Annotated in this window: 24 protein-coding genes; 7 read left to right on the forward strand and 17 right to left on the reverse strand. The window is 46.9% G+C overall.

Annotation, left to right across the window (positions count from 1 at the left end; all coding sequences use genetic code 11):
- Positions 1 to 6: 6 nt before the first annotated feature.
- The 3 genes from ACAN54_RS04260 to ACAN54_RS04270 are packed head-to-tail and all read right to left on the reverse strand — an operon-like array spanning position 7 to position 2,091.
- A complete protein-coding gene (locus ACAN54_RS04260) occupies positions 7 to 381 on the reverse strand; it encodes a GntR family transcriptional regulator (RefSeq protein WP_379152896.1) in 375 nt (124 codons plus the stop codon).
- Positions 381 to 1,127 (reverse strand): ABC transporter permease, encoded by a 747-nt coding sequence (locus ACAN54_RS04265; protein WP_379152898.1) that lies wholly within the window; start codon positions 1,125 to 1,127, stop codon positions 381 to 383. Before ACAN54_RS04265 ends, ACAN54_RS04260 begins: the two co-directional genes overlap by 1 nt.
- Positions 1,120 to 2,091 carry an ABC transporter ATP-binding protein gene (locus ACAN54_RS04270; protein ID WP_379152900.1) on the reverse strand — a complete coding sequence of 324 codons (972 nt, stop codon included), beginning with the start codon at positions 2,089 to 2,091 and terminating at the stop codon, positions 1,120 to 1,122. The genes ACAN54_RS04265 and ACAN54_RS04270 overlap by 8 nt, the downstream gene beginning before the upstream one ends.
- 213 nt (positions 2,092 to 2,304) lie before the next feature.
- Between ACAN54_RS04270 and ACAN54_RS04275 the strand changes: the two genes are divergently transcribed.
- A complete protein-coding gene (locus ACAN54_RS04275) occupies positions 2,305 to 3,702 on the forward strand; it encodes a cryptochrome/photolyase family protein (protein ID WP_379152902.1) in 1,398 nt (465 codons plus the stop codon).
- A 5-nt stretch (positions 3,703 to 3,707) separates the two neighbouring features.
- On the opposite strand, the gene ACAN54_RS04280 is transcribed toward ACAN54_RS04275, so the two are convergent.
- On the reverse strand, positions 3,708 to 4,712 hold the full coding sequence (locus ACAN54_RS04280; RefSeq protein WP_379152904.1) for a phosphotransferase enzyme family protein: 1,005 nt from the start codon (positions 4,710 to 4,712) through the stop codon (positions 3,708 to 3,710).
- A gap of 184 nt (positions 4,713 to 4,896) precedes the next feature.
- Here ACAN54_RS04280 and ACAN54_RS04285 point away from each other — a divergent pair, with 184 nt between their 5' ends.
- A complete protein-coding gene (locus ACAN54_RS04285; protein ID WP_379152906.1) occupies positions 4,897 to 5,790 on the forward strand; it encodes a sulfurtransferase in 894 nt (297 codons plus the stop codon).
- 211 nt (positions 5,791 to 6,001) lie between these two features.
- Here ACAN54_RS04285 and ACAN54_RS04290 read toward each other — a convergent pair whose 3' ends face one another.
- A complete protein-coding gene (locus ACAN54_RS04290) occupies positions 6,002 to 6,139 on the reverse strand; it encodes a hypothetical protein (protein ID WP_379152908.1) in 138 nt (45 codons plus the stop codon).
- A gap of 1 nt (position 6,140) precedes the next feature.
- Entirely contained in the window at positions 6,141 to 7,064 is a 924-nt protein-coding gene (locus ACAN54_RS04295; protein ID WP_379152910.1) for a hypothetical protein, read from the reverse strand.
- 1 nt (position 7,065) lies between these two features.
- Here ACAN54_RS04295 and ACAN54_RS04300 point away from each other — a divergent pair, with 1 nt between their 5' ends.
- Positions 7,066 to 7,293: a hypothetical protein gene (locus ACAN54_RS04300; protein WP_379152912.1), complete on the forward strand. Its 228-nt coding sequence runs from the start codon at positions 7,066 to 7,068 to the stop codon at positions 7,291 to 7,293.
- Positions 7,294 to 7,782: 489 nt separating this feature from the next.
- On the opposite strand, the gene ACAN54_RS04305 is transcribed toward ACAN54_RS04300, so the two are convergent.
- Positions 7,783 to 8,211 carry an SRPBCC family protein gene (locus ACAN54_RS04305; RefSeq protein ID WP_379152914.1) on the reverse strand — a complete coding sequence of 143 codons (429 nt, stop codon included), beginning with the start codon at positions 8,209 to 8,211 and terminating at the stop codon, positions 7,783 to 7,785.
- Between the two features lie 318 nt (positions 8,212 to 8,529).
- Here ACAN54_RS04305 and ACAN54_RS04310 point away from each other — a divergent pair, with 318 nt between their 5' ends.
- On the forward strand, positions 8,530 to 8,751 hold the full coding sequence (locus ACAN54_RS04310) for a hypothetical protein (RefSeq protein ID WP_379152916.1): 222 nt from the start codon (positions 8,530 to 8,532) through the stop codon (positions 8,749 to 8,751).
- A 680-nt stretch (positions 8,752 to 9,431) separates the two neighbouring features.
- Here the strand turns inward: ACAN54_RS04310 and ACAN54_RS04315 are convergent.
- Complete coding sequence (locus ACAN54_RS04315; protein ID WP_379152918.1) at positions 9,432 to 10,256, reverse strand: GNAT family N-acetyltransferase; 825 nt, start codon at positions 10,254 to 10,256, stop codon at positions 9,432 to 9,434.
- A gap of 332 nt (positions 10,257 to 10,588) precedes the next feature.
- Here ACAN54_RS04315 and ACAN54_RS04320 point away from each other — a divergent pair, with 332 nt between their 5' ends.
- Entirely contained in the window at positions 10,589 to 12,865 is a 2,277-nt protein-coding gene (locus ACAN54_RS04320; protein ID WP_379152920.1) for a preprotein translocase subunit SecA, read from the forward strand.
- 190 nt (positions 12,866 to 13,055) lie between these two features.
- Here the strand turns inward: ACAN54_RS04320 and ACAN54_RS04325 are convergent, their stop codons facing one another.
- From ACAN54_RS04325 to ACAN54_RS04335, 3 genes are all read right to left on the reverse strand, one after another.
- Positions 13,056 to 14,969: a serine hydrolase domain-containing protein gene (locus ACAN54_RS04325; RefSeq protein ID WP_379152922.1), complete on the reverse strand. Its 1,914-nt coding sequence runs from the start codon at positions 14,967 to 14,969 to the stop codon at positions 13,056 to 13,058.
- A gap of 110 nt (positions 14,970 to 15,079) precedes the next feature.
- The gene (locus tag ACAN54_RS04330) at positions 15,080 to 15,313 is read right to left on the reverse strand and encodes a hypothetical protein (protein ID WP_379152924.1); all 234 of its coding nucleotides are present in this window, start codon (positions 15,311 to 15,313) and stop codon (positions 15,080 to 15,082) included.
- Between the two features lie 429 nt (positions 15,314 to 15,742).
- Positions 15,743 to 16,804 carry an S-layer homology domain-containing protein gene (locus ACAN54_RS04335; RefSeq protein ID WP_379152926.1) on the reverse strand — a complete coding sequence of 354 codons (1,062 nt, stop codon included), beginning with the start codon at positions 16,802 to 16,804 and terminating at the stop codon, positions 15,743 to 15,745.
- 828 nt (positions 16,805 to 17,632) lie between these two features.
- Between ACAN54_RS04335 and gdhA the strand changes: the two genes are divergently transcribed.
- The gene (gdhA, locus tag ACAN54_RS04340; RefSeq protein WP_379152928.1) at positions 17,633 to 19,015 is read left to right on the forward strand and encodes an NADP-specific glutamate dehydrogenase; all 1,383 of its coding nucleotides are present in this window, start codon (positions 17,633 to 17,635) and stop codon (positions 19,013 to 19,015) included.
- 112 nt (positions 19,016 to 19,127) lie between these two features.
- Here the strand turns inward: gdhA and ACAN54_RS04345 are convergent, their stop codons facing one another.
- The 6 genes from ACAN54_RS04345 to ACAN54_RS04370 form a co-directional block, all read right to left on the reverse strand.
- Entirely contained in the window at positions 19,128 to 20,111 is a 984-nt protein-coding gene (locus ACAN54_RS04345) for a diaminopimelate dehydrogenase (RefSeq protein WP_379152930.1), read from the reverse strand.
- 291 nt (positions 20,112 to 20,402) lie between these two features.
- Positions 20,403 to 20,837 carry an OsmC family protein gene (locus ACAN54_RS04350; RefSeq protein WP_379152932.1) on the reverse strand — a complete coding sequence of 145 codons (435 nt, stop codon included), beginning with the start codon at positions 20,835 to 20,837 and terminating at the stop codon, positions 20,403 to 20,405.
- Positions 20,838 to 20,854: 17 nt separating this feature from the next.
- Positions 20,855 to 21,601, reverse strand: a complete 747-nt coding sequence (locus ACAN54_RS04355; RefSeq protein ID WP_379152934.1) for an amino acid ABC transporter ATP-binding protein — start codon at positions 21,599 to 21,601, stop codon at positions 20,855 to 20,857.
- A gap of 19 nt (positions 21,602 to 21,620) precedes the next feature.
- Positions 21,621 to 22,265: an amino acid ABC transporter permease gene (locus tag ACAN54_RS04360; RefSeq protein ID WP_379152937.1), complete on the reverse strand. Its 645-nt coding sequence runs from the start codon at positions 22,263 to 22,265 to the stop codon at positions 21,621 to 21,623.
- A 42-nt stretch (positions 22,266 to 22,307) separates the two neighbouring features.
- Complete coding sequence (locus tag ACAN54_RS04365) at positions 22,308 to 23,129, reverse strand: substrate-binding periplasmic protein (RefSeq protein WP_379152939.1); 822 nt, start codon at positions 23,127 to 23,129, stop codon at positions 22,308 to 22,310.
- Positions 23,130 to 23,149: 20 nt separating this feature from the next.
- Positions 23,150 to 23,734 (reverse strand): TetR/AcrR family transcriptional regulator, encoded by a 585-nt coding sequence (locus ACAN54_RS04370; RefSeq protein WP_379154167.1) that lies wholly within the window; start codon positions 23,732 to 23,734, stop codon positions 23,150 to 23,152.
- A gap of 261 nt (positions 23,735 to 23,995) precedes the next feature.
- Here ACAN54_RS04370 and ACAN54_RS04375 point away from each other — a divergent pair, with 261 nt between their 5' ends.
- On the forward strand, positions 23,996 to 24,658 hold the full coding sequence (locus tag ACAN54_RS04375) for a Crp/Fnr family transcriptional regulator (protein WP_379152941.1): 663 nt from the start codon (positions 23,996 to 23,998) through the stop codon (positions 24,656 to 24,658).

A 24,658-nucleotide genomic window follows, 5' to 3' on the forward strand; every position in this document is an offset into this window, starting at 1 on the left:
ATCCCCCTATGATTTATTCCTTGAAGCAATATTTTCTGCTACAGCCGTCAGGATCTCTTCGCTCTGAAAGCCCAGCTCCTGCATGCCCCGAAAAAATCGTTCCAGCACATCCTGTGCCATCTCTTTTTTTATTGTGAGAATAGTTTGTTCATTACCTGTAACATATCTGCCCATCCCGCGCCGGGTTTCCACGATTTCTTCACGCTCCAGTTCCTGAAAGGTTCTTTGAACCGTATTCGGATTAATCTGCAGTTCTGCGGCCAATTCACGTACGGAGGGGATTTTATCTCCTGGTTTCAGCTTTCCGGTGACGATTTCCCCTTTCAGATAATTCATAATCTGGAGATAAATCGGCTGATTGTTGTCAAATTCTATGGTCATCAAGCAACGTCCCTTCGTCTGAACACCATAAACCCTGCCAAAAGAAACAATACGAAGTATACTGCCAGCACCAGGATAGAGAAGTGCAGAGTCATTCCCGGAATAGGGGCTCCTCCCCCTTCATAAGCCGCCAGATTCATATTAGGAAATAATACATATTTGTAGAACTCGCGGAAAATAACCAAATTGCTAATCGTAATAGCAAACATCGTGCTCCCTATGGTTACTCCAGTGGAAGTAGTCAGGATTCCAATCATAAAAGAGAGCGCAGTGTACATCACCAGATACACGCTGTTATAGAGCACAGAAGTGAGAACATCGCGAATACCAAAGCTGCTCCCCTCCATTCCAAACCACACACTGCCTGATGCATACACCGCAATGGTGGTCACGACGGTCAGGCTTAGGGCATACAGCAGCACGGTCACGTATTTCGAGGCCAGAATGGCAGTTCGGCTTCGCGCACGGATCAGCAGGAATTTGATGGTTCCCTGACTGTATTCCTTAGTGACCATACCCGCAGTCCCGATAATGACCAGAATACTCAGCACCTGGCCGATAGCATTCGGCATCATCATTTCCTTCGCAAATGCAGGCCCGGAGGCAAAAAGATCTGACGCAACCGAGTGCACAACGTACCCTACCAAAAAAGGCAATCCGATTAAAAGCGCGTAAGCTACGAAAAAGGTGCGTTTCTTGGATAATTTTAGCCACTCATTCAGTACCAGATTATTGAATTTACGCAATGCGGTTCCCTCCCGTCCATTTCAGGAATTCTTCTTCCAGACTCTGTTTGTTGTCTGTAATGCGGTAGACACCCACTCTTGATTCGCTGAGTGCAGCTACGAGCTCTGGCACTTCGTTATCTTTTATACTGACCACGAGTTCAGAATTCGCCTCGTCCGCCCGAATGAGCTGTACTCCCGATCGGGCTCCAATGACAGCAAGAGCAGCTTTCAGCTGATCTACCCGGATCGTAAGTGGGATCTCACCTCCGGCCTGCACTTCTTCTCCCAGGGGAGTTACAGCAATCAGCTGACCATTCTGAATGACAACCGCGCGGTGACAGATCTGTTCGATCTCTGCAAGCATATGGCTGGATATTAGAATCGATATCCCTTCCACCTCAGCTATTGTACGCATATATTCACGCATCTCACGGATTCCAGCAGGATCCAGCCCATTCGTAGGCTCATCAAGGATTAACAGCTTTGGCGCTTGCAGCAGAGCCTGGGCTATCCCAAGACGCTGGCGCATCCCCAGTGAATAGGCTTTTACCTTCTTGCCCATAGCTTCCTGCAGGCCGACTAGCTGTACCACTTCATCGATTCGGGCATTTGTGATGCCATCACTCATCCGCTGATATTGCTTCAGATTGTCATAACCTGTTAGATGGGGATAAAACTCCGGGTTCTCGATAATCGCGCCAATGTGGGCGATGGCCTTGTTGAAGTTATTACGGATACTGTGCCCGTCGACCAGCACATCGCCTTCCGACATACGGATTAGTCCGGTCATCATACGGATTGTGGTCGTTTTGCCGGCTCCGTTAGGTCCGAGCAGCCCCACAATTTCTCCCTTACGAATATCAAAAGACAGTTTATCGACAATCGCTTTCCCTTTGATAATCTTGCTGACACCATTCATTTGCAAGATAATCGGCGCGTTCCCAAAACCTGATGATTCAGCATGATATGCAATCTGACTCATGGCACCCTCCTGGATGAAATCAAATATTTCCGGTAAATTTTCGTTGTACCGGTGTGTTAGTTAAATAGTACACTGACTCATGTCATTTGTAAAGCCTAATTCTTCCAGACCGAATCTGTGGAACCAAGGCTGACGATGAATTCAAGAAGCTGGTATCTTGAATCATGTTACGGGTAATAACTATTTGGCTTGCGGAAGCTGTAGGGTCCCGCTATGATCAAAAGATCAGTTTTTTTAGGAAAGGAACCCGTACTTATGATTCTCTTCATTCACCGCAAAGATTTGCGGACTACCGATCTACCGGCCTTTGATGCCATCCATTCTGGTGGTGCAGCCAGCTTACATGTACTCATCCTTGATCCTTTTCTGCTGCGTAAAGAGCGGTATCTTGAACACAGCGGCCTGAACTTTCTCAAGCAAGTTGCAAGGCTACAGCAGGATTATATCCGTGCGGGAAAACAGCTTCATATTCTGTACGGCGAGCCTGACACAATCGTCAGGAAGCTTGTACAGACCCAGCCCATTCAGCAAATAATGGTTCATGCAGATTACACTCCTTATGCAGTGAAAAGAGACAAGCTGTTGAATGATACAGCATCCTCTCTTGGTATCCGTTATCAAGCTTACACAGACAACATGCTCTGTGACCTAGATGATTTCATGGAGTGGAGCGGGCGGGCAGAACCTTATAAGGTGTTCACTCCCTATTACCGCCGCTGGCGCACCTTCCTCGCAGAACGTTTCCGTCCTCCTTATTCCACAGACTTGAAGGAACTGCAAACGGTCAGCCTGGAACAAGGTATAACGGATACCTTCAGGATTCCGGATGAGATTGGCCTGCAGCTCAGGCTAGTATCCAGTCAGACCAAAGATCTGGATCCAAATCGAATGCTCGATCATTTTTTTAGTCAAAAACTGGCGGATTACACAGTGAATCGGGATCAATATGCGGAGGATGGCACGAGCCGGATCAGCCGGCATCTGAATACTGGAGCAATTTCAGCAAGGGCGATATACGTAAGGCTTACAGAGGAAGAACGGAGCGGAGAAGATTGGCTAAGACAGCTGGCCTGGCGGGATTTTTACCTGCTTCAGGCTCGTCTGGATACTGATTTTTTCAACTATGAGAATGTCTTTGATCTGACCAGCCTGGGTACCAAACATTTTGAAGCCTGGTCAAAAGGGAACACTGGTATTCCAGTCATCGATGCGGCTATGCACCAGTTGAACGAAACAGGCTGGATGCCGAACCGTCTGCGGATGATTACCGCGATGTTCCTCTCGAAGAATCTGGGCTGTCCGTTTATATACGGAGAACGGTACTTCCGGCTGAAGCTGAGCGATTATGATAACGTGCTGAACCGGGGCGGTTGGCTGTGGAGCTCTTCTCTCGGATTCGACGCCTCCCCTTACTTCAGGATTATGAATCCGGTAACCCAATCACAGACTCATAATCCAAGCGGAAGCTATATCCGTAACTGGCTGCCGGAGCTGTCAGAATTGTCTGACAAAGAAATCCATCTCCCCCGCCCCGGAGCGATTGTGGATCTGAAAAGCTCACGGGCACGGGCGATTGAAATCTATAAGGAAATTCTCCAAAGTAAAGGATAGATGCTTCAAATCCCCTCTTGTTCTTGCTTGAGAATTTCCAGAATAAGTGTTGTCCCTGCCGATAGCTGAATTAAGTCTTCTGCCAGCAGCTTCACTTGCTCCTGGAGCACATGCGCCTCATCTGTACCCTCCAGATACCGGGTGACAAAATGAAGAAAAACATCTACTTTTCTAAGCAGCATCAGAACTGGAATAGCCTTAATTTCTGCTTCCGTGAGATGGATATGGCGGCTGAAGCCCCGGCAAAAAGCTTGGACTGCGGCCCTTTCCTCCGCATGTCCAAGCAGCCCGGACAAAACAACCGCCGGCTCCATCGCCCGGACATCATAGGTACAGAATTCAAAATCCAGCAGCGCGGCTACTTGCCGGCGGCCGGTTGTCTCTACCAGAAGATTAGAAGCATTTAGGTCCCCGTGCACCAGCTGGTGCGGTAGTTCTTGCAATTCTGTCAGCGATCCAGCGATGTTGTCATAAGCTTCATATAGCATGTTCAGCTCTTGAGCAAGTTCTGCAAACGGCACAGCCGGCTTCAGACATAGCTCACGGATCGTATCTGCACTGCAAAGCGGATATGCCTGCCGGAGTTCATAATATGGCTTGTACACCGGAGAAAGGCCGGCATGAATGTCAGCCAGAGTGGAAGATAATACGCCTGCAGCCTCCCCGAAGGATTCTAAATATCCGCTATCCCCTTCTGACGGTGAATCCCCGTCAATATATTTGAACAGGCAGGCGAATTTGCCGTCTGCATCTTTCAACTGCACCACTGTCTCTCCAGCTGGGGTACAGACCGGTACAGGTATTTTAAAAGGTAAAGCGAGCTTTCCCAGCTTTTGCAGCAAGGCATGCTCAAATTCTATTTTTTCTCTGTCACGATGTGTATCATATATCCGCAAAATGCTCTTCCGGGCACCGCCGTTTACAATATAAGTCGTATTATTCCAGCCTCCGCTGCGCTTCTCCAAGGTTCCGGTCCACTGCGGCCAGATCTCGCTAACTATTGTTTCCACAAGGTGCGCCTCTCTTTCATGAATTTCAATCACCTATCAGTTCAAAAGCAATACTATATTTGTCATCCGTCTGTGTCAAATCCCTTTTCCCAACACTGAAAACGAATTTGAGGCCTGTATGCGTCTCTGTGTTTTTTCCGCTATAATAAATTTCATATTGATATGAGCAAAGGATGGGATATTTATGGACGCTACAGTTTCTAAGCGCTGGCTGCTGGCCAGGCTCTATGAGCCCGAGCAGACGATCGTGGACTGCCGTTTCACCCTCGGTAAACCGCAGGCCGGACGGGAGAGCTATGATCAGGAGCATATTCCGGGTGCTATTTATCTGGATCTGGAGCTGGATCTATCAAGCCCAGTAGGTGACCACGGTGGACGTCACCCTCTGCCCGATCCGGAGGTGCTTGCTGCACGTCTCTCCAAACTCGGAATCGGCAATGATACACGTATTGTCGCTTACGACGATGAGAGCGGTATGAATGCAGCACGGCTCTGGTGGCTGCTGCGCTACCTTGGGCATGAGCAGGTATTCATTCTGGAGGGCGGCTTCAGTTCATGGAAAGCTGAGAAATTCCCGGTCACAGATCATCAGCCGGTGCGGATACCAAGCAGCTTCACACCAAAGCTTCAACCGCAGATGCTGGCAAATGTCGATGAAGTTCGCAGTATTTCGGAGCAAACGGTTAAAGCAGGTGCGGGGGCTGGAATTAACGATTCTGCTGCAGGCTCGCCCGCTACTCTCTCCATCCTTATCGACTCCCGAGCGAATGACCGCTATCAAGGCAGAAATGAGACTCTGGATAAGAAAGCCGGTCATATTCCCGGAGCGGTCAACTACTTCTGGAAAGACACACAAAATGAGGATGGAAGCTTCAAGACCGCCGAACAGCTATCTGAACACTTCGCAGGATTAGATAGAGATCGTGAGATCATCGTCTACTGCGGCTCCGGCGTTACCGCCTGCCCGAATGTGCTGGCCCTTGAAAAGGCAGGGTTCAAGAACGTACGGCTGTATGCGGGGAGCTGGAGCGACTGGATTAGTTATGAGCAGAATCCCGTGGCTATTGGAGAGGAATGAACAATGGCATAAGCATGCAAAAGCCCGCGTCGGGTTCTCGCCCGACGCGGGCTTTTTGTACTGATTACCGCTACACTGGCGGTGCAACTTGATTTCAAAAAACACGGACTCCCTGTGCTTTTCCAGCGATTCGCGCTTATTACAATTGCTGCACAGACTCAAGTTGCGTATCTGCTGACTTCTACGGCCACATGCTCGAGCTTGGTTTTGCTTAACGAATGATAGGAGCAAAGGTTTGAATGATCTTTTTGTACTCAGCAGACGAATAAGGCACATCGCTCACCGTGAAGTTCAGCTTTTGGGAGGCTGCGGTGGAATTCGAAGCGACAGACGCTGCCTGTCTTTCCATATTACCGGCTGCCGAGGACGGCTGAGCCGATACGATTCCTGTGTTTGGTCAGCACATGCGCGCTCACAAAGTAATCCCTGTCTTCATATTCGTCATGGACGAACTCCCACAGCAGCGAAAACCTTAATTCAACTTTATACAACCGCATAATTTGCGGATGAACGTGGACAAATGCCCCCGGCAGGCACAAGCCTTGTTTTGCCATCTCCGGCAGATGCCCGTAAATCAGGTCAAAGTTTTCCCGGAGATTTCCTCCCGTCAGCTCCAGAGTCTTAAAAGCAGCCGGGCTGGTATAGCCGGTTGTTTTGATGTGCTGCAGCAGCAAAGTATCCGTTAAATGGACAATCACCCCTTCCGGTGCCAGAAGGCCCCACAAAGATTGAAAGATATTGATATGGATCCGTTCTAGCAGCCGATCCAGCTGAGCGCTGAATTCTGGCGTATGGGCAACCTTATTTTTCTTCCGGTAAAAAAAGGCGGAGATGAGCTGAGTCGTGAAGCATAAATTCATGACCACGTCAAAAGGAGGGTGCAACGGCGAGAAATCCACGTTTGGCAGCAATTCGTCAACCTTTGCTTTCAAGTCATCCGGCGATGACACTTCCGTTCCTACTCCGGTCAAATCAATGATTGCCCGTTCGTATTTTTCCGGGTGCGCCGACTTGGCCAGAAAACGGTCCAGCGCTTTTTCATCGATATCAACGATTGTGATCCGCTCAAATATAGACTCAATGTACGAAATGGGCACATCGTTTCCGTTCCCGGCCCCAAGCAGTAAAATATGCCCGCGCCCACAGCGGTTATGTTCCAGCGTTTGCTCCAGAACTTGCTGAATCTGATCCCGGTAACCCGCCCAGTGCTGCCAGTCATGCTGGGTCGAGTCATTTCGGAGGGTGTTGGCTTTGCGGAATCTGATGTAAGGCACTTTGACTTTTCTAGTAAATGGATTCATATCGGGATTCACCTTTTCTATCCAGAATGGAGCTTTAAGGAAATTATATCGTTTTTTCAGCCTTATCTCACCGGACTATGAGCAGGCCTCGAAATCCGTCGCCAGACTGAAGGTGTTCGATATCGGAACGGTCATTACTTATCACGGCGGTGTAAATACGGAACGAATTAAGGAACGTCTCACTGAAATTGCAGATGGATGAGGCTAAGTTCCGGTGGCTACTGGAAAAGAATAGTGATAAAGGTCCGCAGCGTATGCGGGCTTTTGTGCGTAGCACGATGTACAAAGGCTCAATGGATGCCCGCCATTAACATTGTTTCCAGTATAATTTCTGCAATCTTCAGTACTCAGTCAAATAATATAATTAATTGTTTGTCTATTCGTATAATATATGGTATAAATTGTAATAAGAAGAACAATATGCAAACTGGAGAGATTTTTATGAGGGATCGCAAAGAATTAAAGAGAATGGCTAAGGATGTACTCCGCACCTCGTATTGGAAGGCTTCTGTGGTAAGCTTAATTCTGGTTTTTCTCGGAGAAGGCTCGGGTATACCAAGCTTGAATCAAAGAATGGGTTCCTCATCGCACCGTGTTGATTTGTCCTAGCGGATTATCCCTATATGATTAAATGAGCAGCCTGTGTCTGATATCACGAAACTGCCTGATTCTGTTTGGTGACATGCAATGATCAGAAAGCTTGCCGCCCTCCTCCTTTAGCCTCTGCCTCAATCGTCGCCTTCATAATCTCCGCACCGCGGTGTACTCGCGCCTCAATCTCTGAAGCGAGCTGCGCCGGAAGAAAATCAGTAATCCAGATTAGTCTGGCGCTGTTGTCACCATGCGGGAAGACTTGAAACGATGCATGATGATGCGCAAGAGGCATACGGCCTTCAACAACCGCGTACGCCATTCGGCGTTCCTTGTGGTCCGTGGAGACGATATACTCACGTGTAATTCCGCCATTTGGCAGTATGAGTGTCCTTTCGTAACCGTCGAGCAAAGTGTTCTCGGTATAGATTGGAACTAGACGATAATGTACGGCTCCTACGTCACTGACGGCATCCCACACTTGCTCGGGTGAAGCATCAATAATAATCTCTTTGCGAATCGATGGCAAATGATCACGCTCCTTGTAATCATTTTAGGTATTGATACATTTAGAAGTCAATTAGAACAGAAGCCAAATTTAAAGAGAAGTATCTGTCAGCATCCAGGAGTATCTGGCAGCACTTTTGCGAACCCGTCCGCTGAAGGTTTCAGTTCCCGTCTTAGCGGTAATCTCCCTATCTGAGGACGACTGGTCCTCGTTGGGTACATTTGGACTTTCCTGTATAATGTTAAACATTACGTCGGATGTGATATTACACGTACGAGCCAACAAGTCAATATTGTCTATCCGACGTCTGAAACCGCAATACGGAAAGGATGAAGTAAATTGAGTTATACGGAAGTACTGGAGCGGAAAAGCGAAATTCTGAAGAAAACGGTGGAAAATTGGCTTTTGAAAGAAAATCGTGACGGATTGAACCGACAGGAGATCCATATTTATAGAAATACGCTCAAGGAACTTCATCAGAACCAACATGAATTAAATGGAGCACGGGACGAAGAAGTAATCAAACGTCAGGACTCCGAGTCCACGGAAAATAAATTGTAAAAGCCCTCGAACGGGCGGCGCAAATGCAGTGATCTCTGAAACCCAGGCGGTCAGCAGACTAGCTTCATGTTCCTCAATCCAAATCAAAAACCTCTAAACATCTCTAACTTCTGATTATAATGACGGATTATATTATCTTGATTACTTCACCTCGATCAATCCGCTCAACGAAGCAGGCTGGAGAGATTCTGAGTATGATAGCTACGTTCAAAATGCACATCTGACCAGCGATCCTACCACTAAAGCGCTAATGATGCAAAAAGCAGAACAGATTCTTTTAGATAAGGCGTTCATTATTCCTTTGTAATATAAATCTGAGTTATGGGTGCAAAAGACGATTATTCACGGAGTTTACATTAGTTTTGAGAAAAAGTTATTGATTCTTAATTAACCTCTTCTCTTTAACCGTAAATAAGTACCGATCATGGTGAGGTAACCGTGTTCGGTACTTTTTATTATAGTTGAAGTTAAAATAGGCTAAGTTCAACTCTACATTCCAGCGAGGTCACGCAGCATTGGCAGGCTTTAAACCCGTGTTCCAATGAACTCTTTCCATAAAGAGGTATTGAATGCGAGACATAACCCTTCCTTTTGGAAAAGAGAGATATCTCTTATCAGCCTCTGCAGGTTACATTCCATTCCTTTTTCAGTCATATCATTGATCACAGACATAGTCTTTTCTACTCATTGGCTTTGACATAGCAATATAGTGAATCCCATATCAGCTCTGGCTTTTCCTTCGACGCCTTCTCGAAATAGGTTCCCCATTCATACCAGCCGTCGTCACCTAAATCGGTCAGGTTTTCAATCGGAGGTGAGACACACAGCCAATCAATCTTGTTATACCCTTTATCAAAGCAAAGTTGGACAACTGCTGACACAACCTTCTTGGCAAGACCATTTCTTCTGTATTCAGGGTCTGTATGAATCCCCACAGCAATGCTATCACCTGCGCAACAATCGCTGATAGACCAACTGACAATTTTGTCATCCTTACGTATATAGCAGCCGCAGCCTGATTCCTCGAACCTCTCTTCGCTGCCCCAAGCCTCTGCCCAGTCGTAGATCCGATTTGCATTGCTGTAGTTTTTTTGCCTAAGCTCCTTAAGCTTAACGGTTTCAAGGACATAACCCTGCGGGAGGGAGAGATCCGCCATGATGTAATCTTTTCTAGTCAGAGTGTATTTATATCTTGTATACTCCCTAATCAATCGGTTGGGATGAACGGCTGGGATCTTCACTCTCCACTCATCACTATCGGGGGTTATGCTATCCCAAAAATCCAACATTCCGGAAATTCCCTTGTTATAATCCTCATGGGTGACACTACCAGCAATCAGTGTGGTCTCACTGGTCTTAATGAGCACTACATCCCGGTTTTCTGCTGAATTCACTATCACCTCACCAGACATTTCCCCGTCCAAAACTGAGAATACAGATAGCTCGTTTTGACTTTTCACCAGATGTCTTACCTTTCCATATTCCTCTTCTTTTAAAATAATCATTGTTCTATGATTAGTTCCCATTTATTACTAGGTAAAGTTTAGATAAAACTAAATTATTCGTATTTTCTAGAAGGTATAGCAGCTGGAGCAACCGGAACAATATGAACCTGTTAGAGAACAATACAGAGCTCTCAACTTTATCTGTAAGTAACTTCTATTTGTCACAATTGCTTTTAATAGAATATATTGGTAGATTGAATCCATGAACAAAATTGACTTAGTTATTCGATCTCGGTAAGTGGCGGAAGAGATACTGAATAATGATGATTGACTGATCATCTCAAATCGTGCTCAAAAGTAAGCTTATGTCTAACGAGGGGAGATCAAATTATATGAATATCGCCTACAAGATGATGAAAAAATTCAAAGACCGAGATACCCAGAATAAGCTGAAGATCTATCGGGACACAACAGAGCTCATCAGGCAGCGGAATTTGGAAGCATGGGACGATGAGCAGCTACAAGCGGAGTCCCTCCGGCTGCAAAAGGAAGCAAAAGCGGGCACGCCTTTAGATGAACTGCTTGTCGATGCGTATGCGTTAGTCTGCGAGGCGGCGAAAAGAAAACTCGGATTACAGCCTTACGAAGTCCAGATCATGGCTGGTATTGCTCTACATGAGAGATTTCTGATTGAGCAGCATACAGGTGAAGGAAAAACACTCTCAGCTGTTATGCCTGCATATCTAAATGCTCTGACTGGAAAAGGAATCCATGTGCTGACTTTTAACGATTATTTGGCCAAGCGTGATGCGGAGTGGATGGGCCCTATCTATTGTTTCCTCGGGTTAACGGTAAATTCGGTCCAAGCGGGCATGAAATTGTCCGAGAAACGGGAAGCATACTCCGCAAATATAACATATGTTACAGCTAAAGAGGCCGGATTCGATTATTTGCGCGATACAATCGCACTAAGCAAAGCCGATACCGTGCATCGTCCTTTTCACTACGTAATTGTCGATGAAGCGGATTCGCTGCTTCTCGACGAAGCTCGGGTGCCGCTAGTCATCAGTAGTGATTCGGCCTCTTTCTGGTCCGATGGCTTTCGTTTCGCAGAAGTGGCTCGGCAGCTCAAGCAAGCAGCGCACTACGAATTCGACGAATTCCAGCGGAACGTTTACTTAAATGAAGCAGGCGCTGCAAAAGCGGAGTCGCTGCTGGAATGCGGCAATTTGTACGATACACATAACATTCACCTGCTGACATCATTAAATTGTGCGCTGCATGCGGAATCGTTACTAAAAAAAGATGTCGATTACATCGTCCGGGATAACAAAATCGAGCTGATTGAAGAATATACCGGCCGCGTAGCAGAGAACCGGTATTTACCGGACGGGCTGCAAGCCGCTCTTACAGCCAAGGAAGGGTTGCACTCCATAGCCGGCGGGAAAATTCTCGGGACGATTACCCTTCAACACTTCATCAGTCTGTATCCGCAAATTTGCGGAATGACGGCTACCGCGTATGCTTCCGCAATGGAATTCAATGATATTTATGCGCTACAGGTCTTGCAAATCCCGCCGAACCGGCCAAACATTCGGATCGACCATCTACACCGGATTTATACCCATAAAGAAGCCAAGCTTAAGGCACTGGTACAAGAAATCTCATCTGTCCATAGTTCGGGACGTCCCATTCTTATTGGTACATCAAGCGTTGAGGAGTCTGCGTTGCTGACAGAGGAGCTAGCGGCTGCCGGTGTACCTTGCCATGTTTTGAATGCGAAAAACGATGCAGAAGAAGCCGCCATTATCGCCAAAGCGGGAGAAGTTGGCGCAGTAACAGTGTCTACAAATATGGCGGGACGCGGCGTGGACATACGGCTCGGCGGCGGCGACCCCTTGCAAGCAGAAGTAGTCGCCAAGCTGGGCGGGTTATACGTCATTGGCACCCATGTGAACGAGAGCGTGCGGATCGATGACCAGTTGCGCGGGCGTTCCGGCCGGCAAGGCGATCCGGGAGCTTCCGTTTTTTATATAAGCTTGGAGGACGAGTTGCTGCTTCGCTTCGGCATCCATAAAGCGGTTCGCGCTCAAAGGCAGGATGAGGCTCTTGAAGATCCGGTGCTCCGCAGCAAGATCACAAGTATTCAGCGTATTGTTATGAGCCAAAACTTCGATATCCACAAGGAACTGAACTGTTATTCGGATATGGTGGAAGATCAGAGGCGAATTCTATACGCAGAGCGGCTCCGAATATTGAAAGGCGAGCAGCCGTTGAGCCCTGCGGAGCAGCGGGTCCGGCTTTTCTATATCGACGAATTCTGGGCTGAACATCTGGCATACGTCTCTTATCTTCGCGAAGGCATTCACTTGGAGGGCCTTGCCAGCCGCAATCCGATCGACGAATTTCATGCGCATATCACCGAAGCCTACGAACAAATTCCTTCTAAAGTAAATTGTGCCTCAGAGAATATGCTTGAAATGCTCGGAGGTTCGAATGATCCGGCAGAATGGGAAAAGTTCGGTCTGAAGAGCCCTGCTTCCACCCGCACATATATTATTAGTGATCAATACCTCCAGAATAAGCGTAGCTCATGGACCGGATCAACCGTATTTGCTTATTGGCTTCGCACGATTATAAGGCCGGTATTCAAGCTGTCAAAATATTGATGCAGCGTCCAAGTTACAGGCCCTAGGCTTAGTAACACAAAAAATACATCGCCGGTGCATAAATCTCACTCGGCGATGTATTCAGAAACTGCGAACGATTAGAAATTAGCGTAGAAAAGTCCATCACGTTCACCGCGTATGTCGTTCCACAACGTGGAGAGGGTAACAATAACAGGCACACCCTGCCTTCTTAACTGTAGAATTGCCAGAATGCAAGCTGTCCCACCAGAATAATCATCATCACCACGGGAAGAATGACCAACCACTTGCCACGGGCAGATGAAGAAGAACGGTTATTCTTCCAAGATAGCAGCATTGCCGCCAAGAACAATACAGCCAGTCCAGTCAGACCATAGTTAACCATAATCTGTGGGTATACTTCGGCATAGGCACGCTCATTGTTGCTGAGCATTCGCAAGGCCAGAACCAGATTGTTAACCACAATGCCGGTTCCCGACAAGGTAAGTCCTACCACTAACTTGCTGTTGATGGCAGAAGGTACAGGGCGTGTTCTCCCTCTACGCTTATTCAAGACCACCTGCACCAGCCATACAAACGGGGCGATAATGAAGTAGGCGATGGCCAACACAGCCAGAGCGGCACTCAGGAGCAGCACCGGCAATGATTTATAGGCAGGTAGCGGCAAATAATCAGTGGTATAGACCGAGATCGCTTTTACCTTTCCATCATCAACCTTGGCATGTAGCATTGGCCAGGCATCTAGCGCCGAGTCTCCACTAACTTTCTCATAGAGGTATGGTTGAACCTGCTGATAGCTTCCGGTCATGCCTGCAAGAGACACCCGGATCTGATCTGCTCCCTGCGGCTCAATCTTCATCAGCGTGAGACAAGGGAATAGATTCATGAAGCCATGTTCAGTGCGGCGGGCTGCTACGAATTCGCCTTGAACTTCTGACGCATCCGGCAGATCGGCAGGAGCTGCCTGCTCACGCTGGCCCACTACTTCTTTGGTCAGACCATGGACAATATGGGATTCACTCGCCTGATTGGTCATAATTACGATCGCAAACCGGTCTTCAGGTACGATCTGCAGATTAGTGGCAAAAGCAATCGTATTCCCGCCATGTCCGAGCGTCCGGTGCAGTCCGGGATATTCCCAGAATCCATGCGCAATGCCCGGCATTCCTTCAGCTGAGGCATAACTCTGAGTGAGCATCATGCCTAGCGTCTCGGGCTTCTGGAACAGAGGGGAATGCTCGCCAGTTGCAGGCAGGAATGCCATCGCAAACTTAGCCAGATCTTCCGCAGTGCCATTATTACCGCCGTTGGGGTACATGGACATATAATTCCACGATCCCTGCTTAAAGGACCCTTCTCCTTCGAAGAAATAACCTTTAGCTTTATGTGCCAGCAGCTCCGGGCGGTCCTCTACGACGGAATATGCAATGGAATCCTTCATTCCCAGTGGATCAAAAATATGCTGCTGAACGTATTGATGATAAGGCTGACCACTGATTCTCTCCACTATATACGCAGCCAGTGAGTTGCCATAATTCGAATAGGCCACAACCTCACCAGGTTTATAAATCTGAGCCGGCTGGGCAAGCCGCAGGCCCTCTTCCAGCGACCGCACTTCCTCAGGGGATTGATAGGCCATATCGAACATATACTCTTCGAATCCGGCATTGTGGTTCATTAGGTTGAGCATCGTTATGGGATCATCATATTTCAGCTTGGTTAGGAAATGCTCCGGCAAATAGCTGCGGATATCTTCATTCAGATCAATTTTCCCTTGTTCCTCCAGCTGCATCACAGAAGTCCACACAGTAAGCTTGCTGATCGAACCCCACTCCATTACCGTATGCGGTGAGACAGGGATTTTCTGCTCCACGTCGGCATAGCCGTAACCCTTGGACAGTACCACCTTGCCATCCTTCACCATAACAACAGATGCTCCTACGGATTGTTTACCTATGTACTCTTTTACATAATTGTCTACAAAAGCTTCCAAACCGTCCAGCGGAATCCCGGAAGGGGTTGCTCCCCCTGCTCCCCCGCTTACCTTCGCCGCTGCAAATGTTGTGATACTTCCGGACAAAAGCAAAAGTATCAAGAACACAACTGTAAATCCTTTTCTTAACAATGAGACATCTCCTTCAACCCAATAAATTCCTGAAGCTCTCCTATTCTATCAAGAATCCGGACACATAACTGCATACTTTTGTAAATAGAAGCTAAGAAGAGCCCCCTATCTTATTTAAAAGCCACAGATTCTAGAATCCTATCCGTTTCAGCTTTTTCCTCATCCTTTATGTAGGTAACAATGAAACAGAGTGCATACTCATCTATTAGTGTGCTGTAAACCTCTTGTGTAGTTACAACAGCAGTTCCATAATCAACGGTCCCCTTCAACTTGTACATCTTTTTTCCACCAACTTTTACCTTGATGATATCTTCGAATTCATATGGGTACCCAGCTTTATTCATAAACCTTAGATAAGCCTTCAATTAGCTATGAGGAGAATCCGTTGTCGACGGGAGAAGAGCCAGAACTAAGATAGATCAGACAATTAGCTTAAGAGGAAATACATCGCCATAGGGTGAGAGTGCCATGAGCGATGTATTTTCTATGCCGGAGTCAACAAGTGGGGTGGAAATCCTTTGGTACAGAAGAAGCATGCTGTACTGCGGGTAGCATTCAGGCATAATCTTTTACAAAAGGATATAGGAAGAGTAGCACAAAGAACCTGTGCTGAATGCAGGTTCTTTGTGCTGGAAATTAAGCGGCTGTTAAGCGTTGAGATTCTGGGTGAGCCGTGTATAGATACACAAAAGCCGCCAAAAGATGGCGGCAACAAACTTGTTCAAAAAATATGCTTTTAAAGCTACACCCCACGCAGATAAGGTGTATAACATTTATGGAATAAGAATTGTACAATTGGGAAATAGCTCAGTCGGATTCGGACACATCGGCATCGGTGGCATTGTTGGTATCGGATAGAACGTCGGTGTCGGCGTTAATGTCGGAATTGGTGGTAGTGTCGGCTCCGGCGTCGGAGTTGGCGTCGGCTCCGGTGTTGACGTTGGTGTCGGCTCCGGCGTTGGTGTTAGCTCCGGTGTTGGCGTTAGCTCCGGTGTCGGCTCCGGCGTCGGAGTTGGCGTCGGCTCCGGTGTTGACGTTGGTGTCGGCTCCGGCGTTGGCGTTAACTCCGGTGTTGGCGTCGGATCAAAGGTTTGTGCTGGCAACGGTGTTGATGTTACAGTTGGTGCTACAGTTGGTGTTGGTGTCGGTGTTGGTGTCGGTGTCGGTGTTGGTGTCGGTGTTACTTTTGTCAGCGGCACATACTGTTGCTTGGCTTCATACGCCCCAGTAAGGAGCAGATCGCGTGTTGCATTAGCTTGACCACCAAACTTTCCATCTGTACCTGCAGACAACAATTTCAATGATATTGCCTGAGCGACATAACCTTGCGCCCAATCGGATACCGTTGTATCGGTTCCAGTTTTGGCTTTAGCTTCTTTGTCTTTACCCAAGATTCTAACCAGAAACGTTGCTAATTGTTCTTTGGTAACCTTGCCGGCCGGATCGTATACCCCTGCACCGTATCCATCTGTAATTCCGGCAGTTTTAATTGCTTCTATGTAAGGTAGTGCATAGCCATTAGCGGCGTCATCAGCTTTGACGTCCTTAAAACTGGATGTCTTCAGTGAAGTCTCGACGTTAAGACCCGTGATCAACGCGGCAACCTTGGCGAACTGGGCACGGTTCATTTCATCTTTTAACCCGAATGTCTTATCTGATATACCGTCGAAAATGCCAGCTGAAATCAATGCATCGAACTTAGCTTTCGTCGCAGCATCCAGATCCTTTAAATCGGTAAAATCGGCAGAGGTTTTTATCTCGGCCTGGGCAAGGCTAATCGAACCGTTTAAGCACAGGAATACAGCAATCGCAGTGCTCACAATTTTCCTTTTCATTTTTCCCACTACTCCTTCTTATGATTTAATAGACTCTTAGTTCATAGTTGCATAATATACCAGTAAAATATAAAAATAAAGAATTTTAATTTTTAACGATTTAGAAAAGTCAATACTTTTACATATAAAAGATAGATTGGTAAATAATTAATCTTAAAACTAACAGAAAGTGATGTCTCTTCCTCTTATTGGTTGCAATGAAATATCTGATGCATCAATTCGGCGAGGGATCATTTTTAAGTGATGGGTACCCGAGTGAATGACCGCTATCACAGCCAGACTTAGATACTCGGCAAAAAGGCCGGGGAGAAGAATGCTGAGAAAGCAGTTTTAAGGCATCCAAAACAGCCACATTCGCGGCAGCTAACACGTACTGGAGTTAAATGCTCTGTTGGTTCACAATTTACAATGACGCAGGGGATCAGTTTTGTTTACTGGATTTATCTGAAATGTGTGTATGACTCTACTATAAGGCCAATTAGCACTGTCATAAGTTTCACGAAGAAGTATCAGGATTGGGCACTTGATTCTGATTTGGAGAGTTGGTAGTGAGTTGATGAGGTCATGGAAAAGTCGATACTTCAACCCAAATCACTTACAGAAATAATTGATGGGTGGATTATTCTCGATTCTTCACAAATTAATAGTAAATGGACTGGATCAATCGTGGTTCAAATATAACCCGTCATGAAAGGTTCATAGATTTTTTCAATAAACTCGCGAAAAATATTTGATTGGTAAATTGATGTTAGGTTATATAAACTTATTAAAAATTCTAATAAGGCCGGTGTTACCCAATCCACGATCAGACAGGGAGTGTTTGTTAAAGTGTCCACCCTTCTTTCAGTTACTTCAGAAACTTTTAACCAGGCTGTAAAGTATGTACAGCAAATTTACGCCGATGTCCAACTCCGCGACCCGCATGAACTTGAGTTCCATCAAGCCGTCAAGGAATTTCTGGATTGTCTTGTACCCGTTCTAGCCCATCATCCCCAATATATGAATCATGGTATTCTGGAGCGGCTCGTTGAACCTGAACGCAGTATCTCCTTCCGTGTGCCATGGGTGGACGATTCCGGCAAAACCCAGGTCAACCGCGGCTTCCGCGTTCAGTTCAATAGCGCAATCGGCCCCTACAAAGGCGGACTCCGCTTCCATCCCTCAGTATACCTTGGTATTATCAAATTTTTGGGCTTCGAGCAAATTTTCAAAAATGCTTTGACCGGTCTGCCCATGGGCGGCGGCAAAGGAGGCAGCGATTTCGATCCCAAGGATAAGTCGGATCAAGAAATTATGCGGTTCACTCAAAGCTTCATGACTGAGTTATACCGCCACATTGGTCAAGATACGGATATTCCTGCCGGTGATATTGGTGTTGGCGCCCGCGAAATTGGTTATATGTTCGGGCAATATAAGCGGATTCACGGCGGGCATGCAGCCGGAATACTTACAGGAAAGGGAATTTCGTACGGCGGCAGCCTGGCTCGTAAGGAAGCTACTGGATACGGCTGTGTATACTTTGTACAGGAAATGCTATCAGCGCGGGGAACCAGTTTACGTAATAGCCGGGTTGTTGTATCTGGTTCAGGCAACGTCTCCATATATGCTATCGAGAAGGCTCAGCAGCTTGGAGCGTTGGTTATAGCTTGCAGTGACTCGGATGGTTACATCCATGATCCTCAGGGAATTAATTTGGCGACTGTTAAAAGACTAAAGGAAACCGAACGTCTGCGCATCAGCGAATACGTGAAAGAACATCCTCATGCCGAATACCAGGAAGGCTGTATCGGAATTTGGAACCTTCCCTGCGATATCGCTTTGCCATGTGCTACCCAAAACGAGCTCGACAAGGCATCTGCCCAAACGTTAATTCGTAACGGGGTCCAGGCGATCGGCGAAGGGGCGAATATGCCCACCACGATTGAAGCGGTTGAACTCTTCCTTGAGAATAATGTGCTGTTTGCTCCAGGCAAAGCGGCGAATGCGGGCGGGGTAGCAGTCTCCGGTCTGGAAATGAGCCAGAACAGCATGAGACTGGCTTGGAGCTTTGAAGAAGTAGATGAGAAGCTGCAGCAGATTATGAAAAATATTTACTGTAGTTCCATGCAGGCGGCAGAAGAATATGGCGTTGCTGGTAATCTGGTAGCCGGTTCCAATATTGCCGGTTTCCTGAAAGTTGCTGATTGTATGATTGCTCAGGGTATTGTATAAATTTTCGCATGCATAAGATTGATTCTGACAAAAAGACCCACAAGAATGAAGCCAGTTCATCGGCTTAGCCCCTTGTGGGTCTTTCATTTATATTGATAGTCCAATCAAATCTTTACAGAAGCTCCCGACGCAGTGTATCTGCCGATTTTCTGGAGAGGTAGCCCAGAGGAATATCGAATACCGTCTTTGCTCCCTTGCTTCCTTCACGGTTCATCCTATGGGCTGCCCGGGCGTAGGCCACCAGCACACTGGCCGTAAATTCGGGATTACTGCCAAGCTTCAACCCGAATTCCGCAATCTGTTTGCTTCCGCCGCCTGTTGACCCGCTGCGAATAACGAAACCGCCGTGCGGCATGCCTGAATGCCCGGATGCAAGTTCTTCTTCCGTAATAAAGGTGACGGATGTATCATAATCGGCAAAATAATTCGGCATTTCAACAATGAGCCGGGTAATTTCATCGCGGTCCGCTCCTTCTTCCGCCACGACAAAACATTCCCGGCAGTGTTTCTCGCGGGTGGACAACTGTGGTGTTTCTCCGGCCCGGATGCTGTCAATTACTTCTTGGACAGGTACGGTATATTGTACGCCTGCCTTCACTCCCGGAACACGGCGGATGGCATCCGAATGCCCTTGGCTGACCCCGGTGCCCCAGAATGTATACTCCTCACCTTCCGGAAGAACTGCCTGCATCAACAGACGGTTCATGGAGAAGAGCCCCGGGTCCCATCCCGTTGATATCACACTTACCTTCCCTCCTTCCAGCGAAGACTTATTAACCTCGTTGAAGAAATCGGGAATTTTGGCATGGGTATCAAAACTATCCACCGTATTAAACAATCCAGCAAGCTGCGGTGTCTGCTCCGGCAAATCCGTAGCCGATCCGCCGCATAGAATCATAACGTCGACTTTGCCTATATATTGATCGGCTGCGGAAATATGCTCTGTGAGCACACCCGTGATCTCAGCTAGTTGCTGTGGATCTCTGCGCGTGAATATGGCTGCAAGCTCCATATCCGGATTTTGTGCAATGGCCTGCTGAACCCCTCTACCCAAATTTCCATACCCGACAATCCCAACTTTGATTGTTGAATTCAATATAATCCTCCCTTTCCACTTGTTCCGGAAATATATTCTTCATAAATTATAAGTATATATACATTACACGAAATGTAAACATTATACCACAGACCTTCACTTCCTGATTGTTGAAGCCAAAGTTGTGATAAGCCAGCAAAATGACGTATAGAAGATTCTGCGGCTCTGAGATTGGTTCGTTTACTATTGTCTCTGGAAAAGGTAGGTTACTAGAATGTGAAGTTACATGCGGGGAGTTAGAGGACTGAACCAGCAGATTCATGATTCTCCTGTTACAGTCCTCTCATAACATTAATTAGCTTTCTCTGGTTTCTCTACTTCTACTCCATTGAGGATTAGATGCGGGTGAATCTCTGCTTTGAGTGAATCAGAGACGGCACAGTATTTCTCCTCAGCCATCAGGATGGCTTTCCAGAGACGGTAATCGGGGACGTTCCCATCGATATGAAAATACAGGTCAATCGCTGTAAATCCAGAAGGATTCGCTTCCTTGCGTGTTCCGTCTGCTTCAATTTCGAGGCGTGTGATTTCAGGCAGGAATCGATCCAGTATCATTGTGATATCGATACCCATACAGCCTCCCAAACCTGCCAGCAGCAATTCCATCGGAGTCATCCCTTCGCCGTTTCCGCCGTATTTGGGAGTTGCATCCATTCCTACGGAATAACCTGAAGGCCCTGTGGAATTAAACATCCGTTTACCCTTCCAAATGGTCGATACTTTCATAATATATACCTTCTTCCTTAAATTTCGCTGATCTGACGTAAGAATCTCCGCGTACGCTCCTCTTGGGGATCTTCAAAAAACCGCTGCGGAGCGGCTTCTTCGACAATTTTTCCATCTGCCATCAAAATGACTTTGGAGGCCACCTCACGGGCAAACTTCATCTCATGTGTTACGACCAGCATCGTCATGCCCTCCTGGGCAAGCTCGCGCATTACGCTCAACACCTCACCTACAAGCTCGGGATCAAGCGCAGAAGTAGGCTCATCGAATAACATCACCGCAGGTTCCATGGCCAGAGAACGAGCAATTGCCACTCTTTGCTGCTGCCCGCCGGAAAGTCGGGAAGGATAATATTCTTCACGATCCGCAAGTCCAACACGGTCCAGAAGCTTTCGGCCTATAGCTACCGCTTGATCCTTCGGCAGCTTCTTCACGGTAAGTAGACCTTCGATTACATTGCCGAGCGCTGTTTTATGCGGATATAGATTGAATTGCTGGAATACCATCCCGCTCTGCTTACGGATATTCCGGGTGGCCAGCTGGCGCGTACGTCTGGAGGCTGCGGCATCCACCACAATCCCGTTCACTTCAAAGCTCCCGCCCGAGATGTCCTCCAGACCATTTAAGCAGCGAAGCAATGTACTTTTCCCTGAACCGCTAGGTCCCAGGACGACGACAATATCTTGTGCGGCCACCTGTATATTGATGCTCTTCAGCACTTCATGATCCTGAAAATGCTTAGATAAGCCTATAGTCGTTATCATATTAATGTCATCTCCATGTTCAGTAAGCTCTGGCTAATCTCCGTTCAACCCTCTCCAGGATGAAGGCCAACCCTGTACTCATAATCCAATACATGATTCCGATTCCCAGATAAAAAGGCATATATTGATAATACTGCGCAATGAGCAGCTGTGCTTGACGCAGCAGTTCGCTGACTGTGATCACCGATACGAGTGAGGTCTCCTTCAGCATACCAATAAACGTATTGCCCATAGGAGGGATCGCAATACGCATGGCCTGAGGCAGCACAATTCTGCGCATAGCCTGCCATGGCGTCATTCCGGTTGAATACGCAGCCTCCAGTTGTCCCTGCGGAACAGATAGAATGGCCCCGCGAAACGTCTCGGACAAGTAAGCCCCGGCATTCACACTAAGCGCAATATAGGCTGCTGTCAGGGAACCCAGCGTAATTCCATAATCCACAAGCCCATAATAAATGATTACTATCTGTACCAGGAGCGGTGTACCGCGGATAATAGATACATAGAAACGGGCAATCCACCGAATCGGCGGATTCCCTTTGAGCCGTGCAATCGCCACCACTAGCCCGATGATCAAACCAAAGAACATGGAGACGATCGTCAAAATCAAGGTATATCCGGCGCCCTTCAGCAAGAAGGGCAGGTTGTCGAATACGAGTTGCATAGATACTACCCCCTTCCCGCCATAGGGCGCACGCTCCAACATTTATTTTGCAGGTGTCTCATTGAACCATTTCTGAAAAAGAGTATCGTAGGTGCCGTCTGCCTTCATATCTGCCAATGCTTTATTCATAGCATCCCGGAGTTCTGTGTTATCCTTACGGAGAGCTACACCCGCCATATCGGATTTGATAGCTTCGCCAACGGCTTTAATCTGAAAGCCATTCTCATCCACTACCGGCTTCAAGGCATACAGATTATTAATGGTAGCATCAATCCGGCCGGCATCCAGATCTTTCAATGAAGTAATGACATCATCATAGGTCTTGATCTCAAAATCCCCAACCTTTGGCAGCACTTCGGTACGCAGGTAGGTTTCATCGTTTGTTCCCAGTCCAACACCAATCTTCTTGCCTTTGAAGTCTTCCAGCTTCGTGATATCTGTATTCTTGGTATTGACGATGATCTTGACATTGTTCGTGATATAAGAATCCGTGAAATCAATTTGTGCCTTACGTTCATCTGTGATCGTAACCTGGCTAATGACGATGTCGAATTTCTTCGCTTGCAGACTTGGGATCAGCCCGGAGAAATCTTGAGTTGTGAATTCTGCTGTTACTCCAAGACGTTTGGCAATTTCCTTGGCGATATCAGGGTCAAAACCGTCTACTTCTTTCTTATCATTCAAAAAGGTATACGGCGGATAGGTTCCCATTGTACCAACCTTAATCACACCTGCTTTTTTAATTTGTTCCAGTTCATTTGCAGCCGTATTCCCCGAGTCGGATTTACCACCGCAAGCACTTAAAGCCAGACCAAACACCGCTAGAGCGGTTATTGTAACCACAGCAAATTTACGTTTTATCATTATTGTTTCTCTCCCTTTATCTATAGTTTTCCCAACAATCCGTAAAATTCAAAATTGGCCAATTCACTCGCTAATTGCTGTGCCGAGGCTTCTGCAACCTTAGAATGAATGTCTTCGGAGCCAAATAACCAGCGTGAGAGCAAACCGTCACACATACTCATCAACAGTGCAGCGCGAAGCTCAACGTCTATTCCCTCAGGCAGCATTTGCAGCTCAATTGCTCTTTCGATATTCCGGCGAAAAGCTTGCTCCATCGCATTTCGGGTAGCCGAAATACGTGTCCTTATGGTATGGTCGGCTCCATTTCCCATCAGGAGAATCTCCATCAGATGGCGGTTCTCTGCGGCGAAATTGAACAACCTGTGGAACAGTGCTTCTGAAGCTTTTACCATATCCGCTACATTTCCCGGATCTTGACGATAACCTTGGGATATCACTTGCAGCAGCTGCTCCTTGCCCGTGTCGATAATCTCTAGTGCAATAGCTTCCTTACTCTTGAAATGCCAGTAAAAGGTGCCTTGCGCTACACCAGCTTCTTGAACGATGTCAGATATTTTCGTCTGATGATATCCAAGTCTGGCAAACTTCTGCAGAGCTATCTGCATAAGTTGATTTCTACGATCTATGTTTCCATTGTTGTCATCTATAGGCAATCCCTGTCCCTCCTCCTGATTGATTCGTCAGTCAGTTGTCTTTTTTCAAATCCTATAGGATAACTGTGTTATTGTCAATAGATTCTTGATATTTCTTCCTATTGTCAGCTACACGACATTTTTTACGCATATATTGTGTTAATATACATATATCACATATGATTACTGTGAATTATTGTTCTATAGACTCTTCCGATAAGAGGTGACCTATTTATGGATTCCATTGAACCCTTGGATTTATTAGAGAAGCAGCAGATCAAGGAGGTCCTTCTTCGTGTCTTTCAAGAATACGGAACCCCAAAATCCTATAAGAAAAACGAATTCATTTTTTTGGAGAATGATCCCGCCAATGCAGTCTTTTATGTAGACACAGGCTTAGTGAAAATTTCACAGTCCTCTCAGGAAGGTCAAGGCATTACCCTCTTTCTACGTTATGCCGGTGAGATCTTCGGGAATGCGGAGCTGCTGGCGAACCTTCAACGCAAACGATATGCCAAGTGCCTGGTAGACTGTCAGATGATCACGTTAGACGGGCAGATATTTCTGGATTTAGCCAAGACCAACGCTGAGTTTGCGTACTCTTTAGCGGTTATCGGCGCCCATCGGCTATTGCAGACCCAAAACATGGTTGAGACGCTAATCAGTCGGCCTGTGGCATGGAGATTAGCCTGGTTAATATTCCAGATGGGCACTCGGAAAGATGAGCAGATCCATCTGCAACTGCAGCTCAGTCATGAAGAGATTTCTTATGTAATTGGCTGCAGCAGACAGACGGTCACCGAAACCTTGAATAAATGGCGTGAGAAAGCACTTATTGACTACAGCCATAAGAAAATTATCATAAATCATCCAAACCGCTTTTTCACAGATATTTAA

The sequence above is a fragment of the Paenibacillus diazotrophicus genome, assembly GCF_042610465.1.

Coding starts and splice junctions, on each gene's coding strand:
- ACAN54_RS04320 (WP_379152920.1), top strand. CDS start 10,589: ATGAATATCGCCTACAAGATGATGAAAAAATTCAAAGACCGAGATACC.
- ACAN54_RS04270 (WP_379152900.1), bottom strand. CDS start 2,091: ATGAGTCAGATTGCATATCATGCTGAATCATCAGGTTTTGGGAACGCG.
- ACAN54_RS04275 (WP_379152902.1), top strand. CDS start 2,305: ATGATCAAAAGATCAGTTTTTTTAGGAAAGGAACCCGTACTTATGATT.
- ACAN54_RS04365 (WP_379152939.1), bottom strand. CDS start 23,129: ATGATAAAACGTAAATTTGCTGTGGTTACAATAACCGCTCTAGCGGTG.
- ACAN54_RS04330 (WP_379152924.1), bottom strand. CDS start 15,313: ATGAATAAAGCTGGGTACCCATATGAATTCGAAGATATCATCAAGGTA.
- ACAN54_RS04355 (WP_379152934.1), bottom strand. CDS start 21,601: ATGATAACGACTATAGGCTTATCTAAGCATTTTCAGGATCATGAAGTG.
- ACAN54_RS04335 (WP_379152926.1), bottom strand. CDS start 16,804: ATGAAAAGGAAAATTGTGAGCACTGCGATTGCTGTATTCCTGTGCTTA.
- ACAN54_RS04370 (WP_379154167.1), bottom strand. CDS start 23,734: ATGCAGATAGCTCTGCAGAAGTTTGCCAGACTTGGATATCATCAGACG.
- ACAN54_RS04375 (WP_379152941.1), top strand. CDS start 23,996: ATGGATTCCATTGAACCCTTGGATTTATTAGAGAAGCAGCAGATCAAG.
- ACAN54_RS04315 (WP_379152918.1), bottom strand. CDS start 10,256: ATGATTATTTTAAAAGAAGAGGAATATGGAAAGGTAAGACATCTGGTG.
- ACAN54_RS04290 (WP_379152908.1), bottom strand. CDS start 6,139: ATGGAAAGACAGGCAGCGTCTGTCGCTTCGAATTCCACCGCAGCCTCC.
- ACAN54_RS04260 (WP_379152896.1), bottom strand. CDS start 381: ATGACCATAGAATTTGACAACAATCAGCCGATTTATCTCCAGATTATG.
- ACAN54_RS04350 (WP_379152932.1), bottom strand. CDS start 20,837: ATGAAAGTATCGACCATTTGGAAGGGTAAACGGATGTTTAATTCCACA.
- ACAN54_RS04360 (WP_379152937.1), bottom strand. CDS start 22,265: ATGCAACTCGTATTCGACAACCTGCCCTTCTTGCTGAAGGGCGCCGGA.
- ACAN54_RS04285 (WP_379152906.1), top strand. CDS start 4,897: ATGGACGCTACAGTTTCTAAGCGCTGGCTGCTGGCCAGGCTCTATGAG.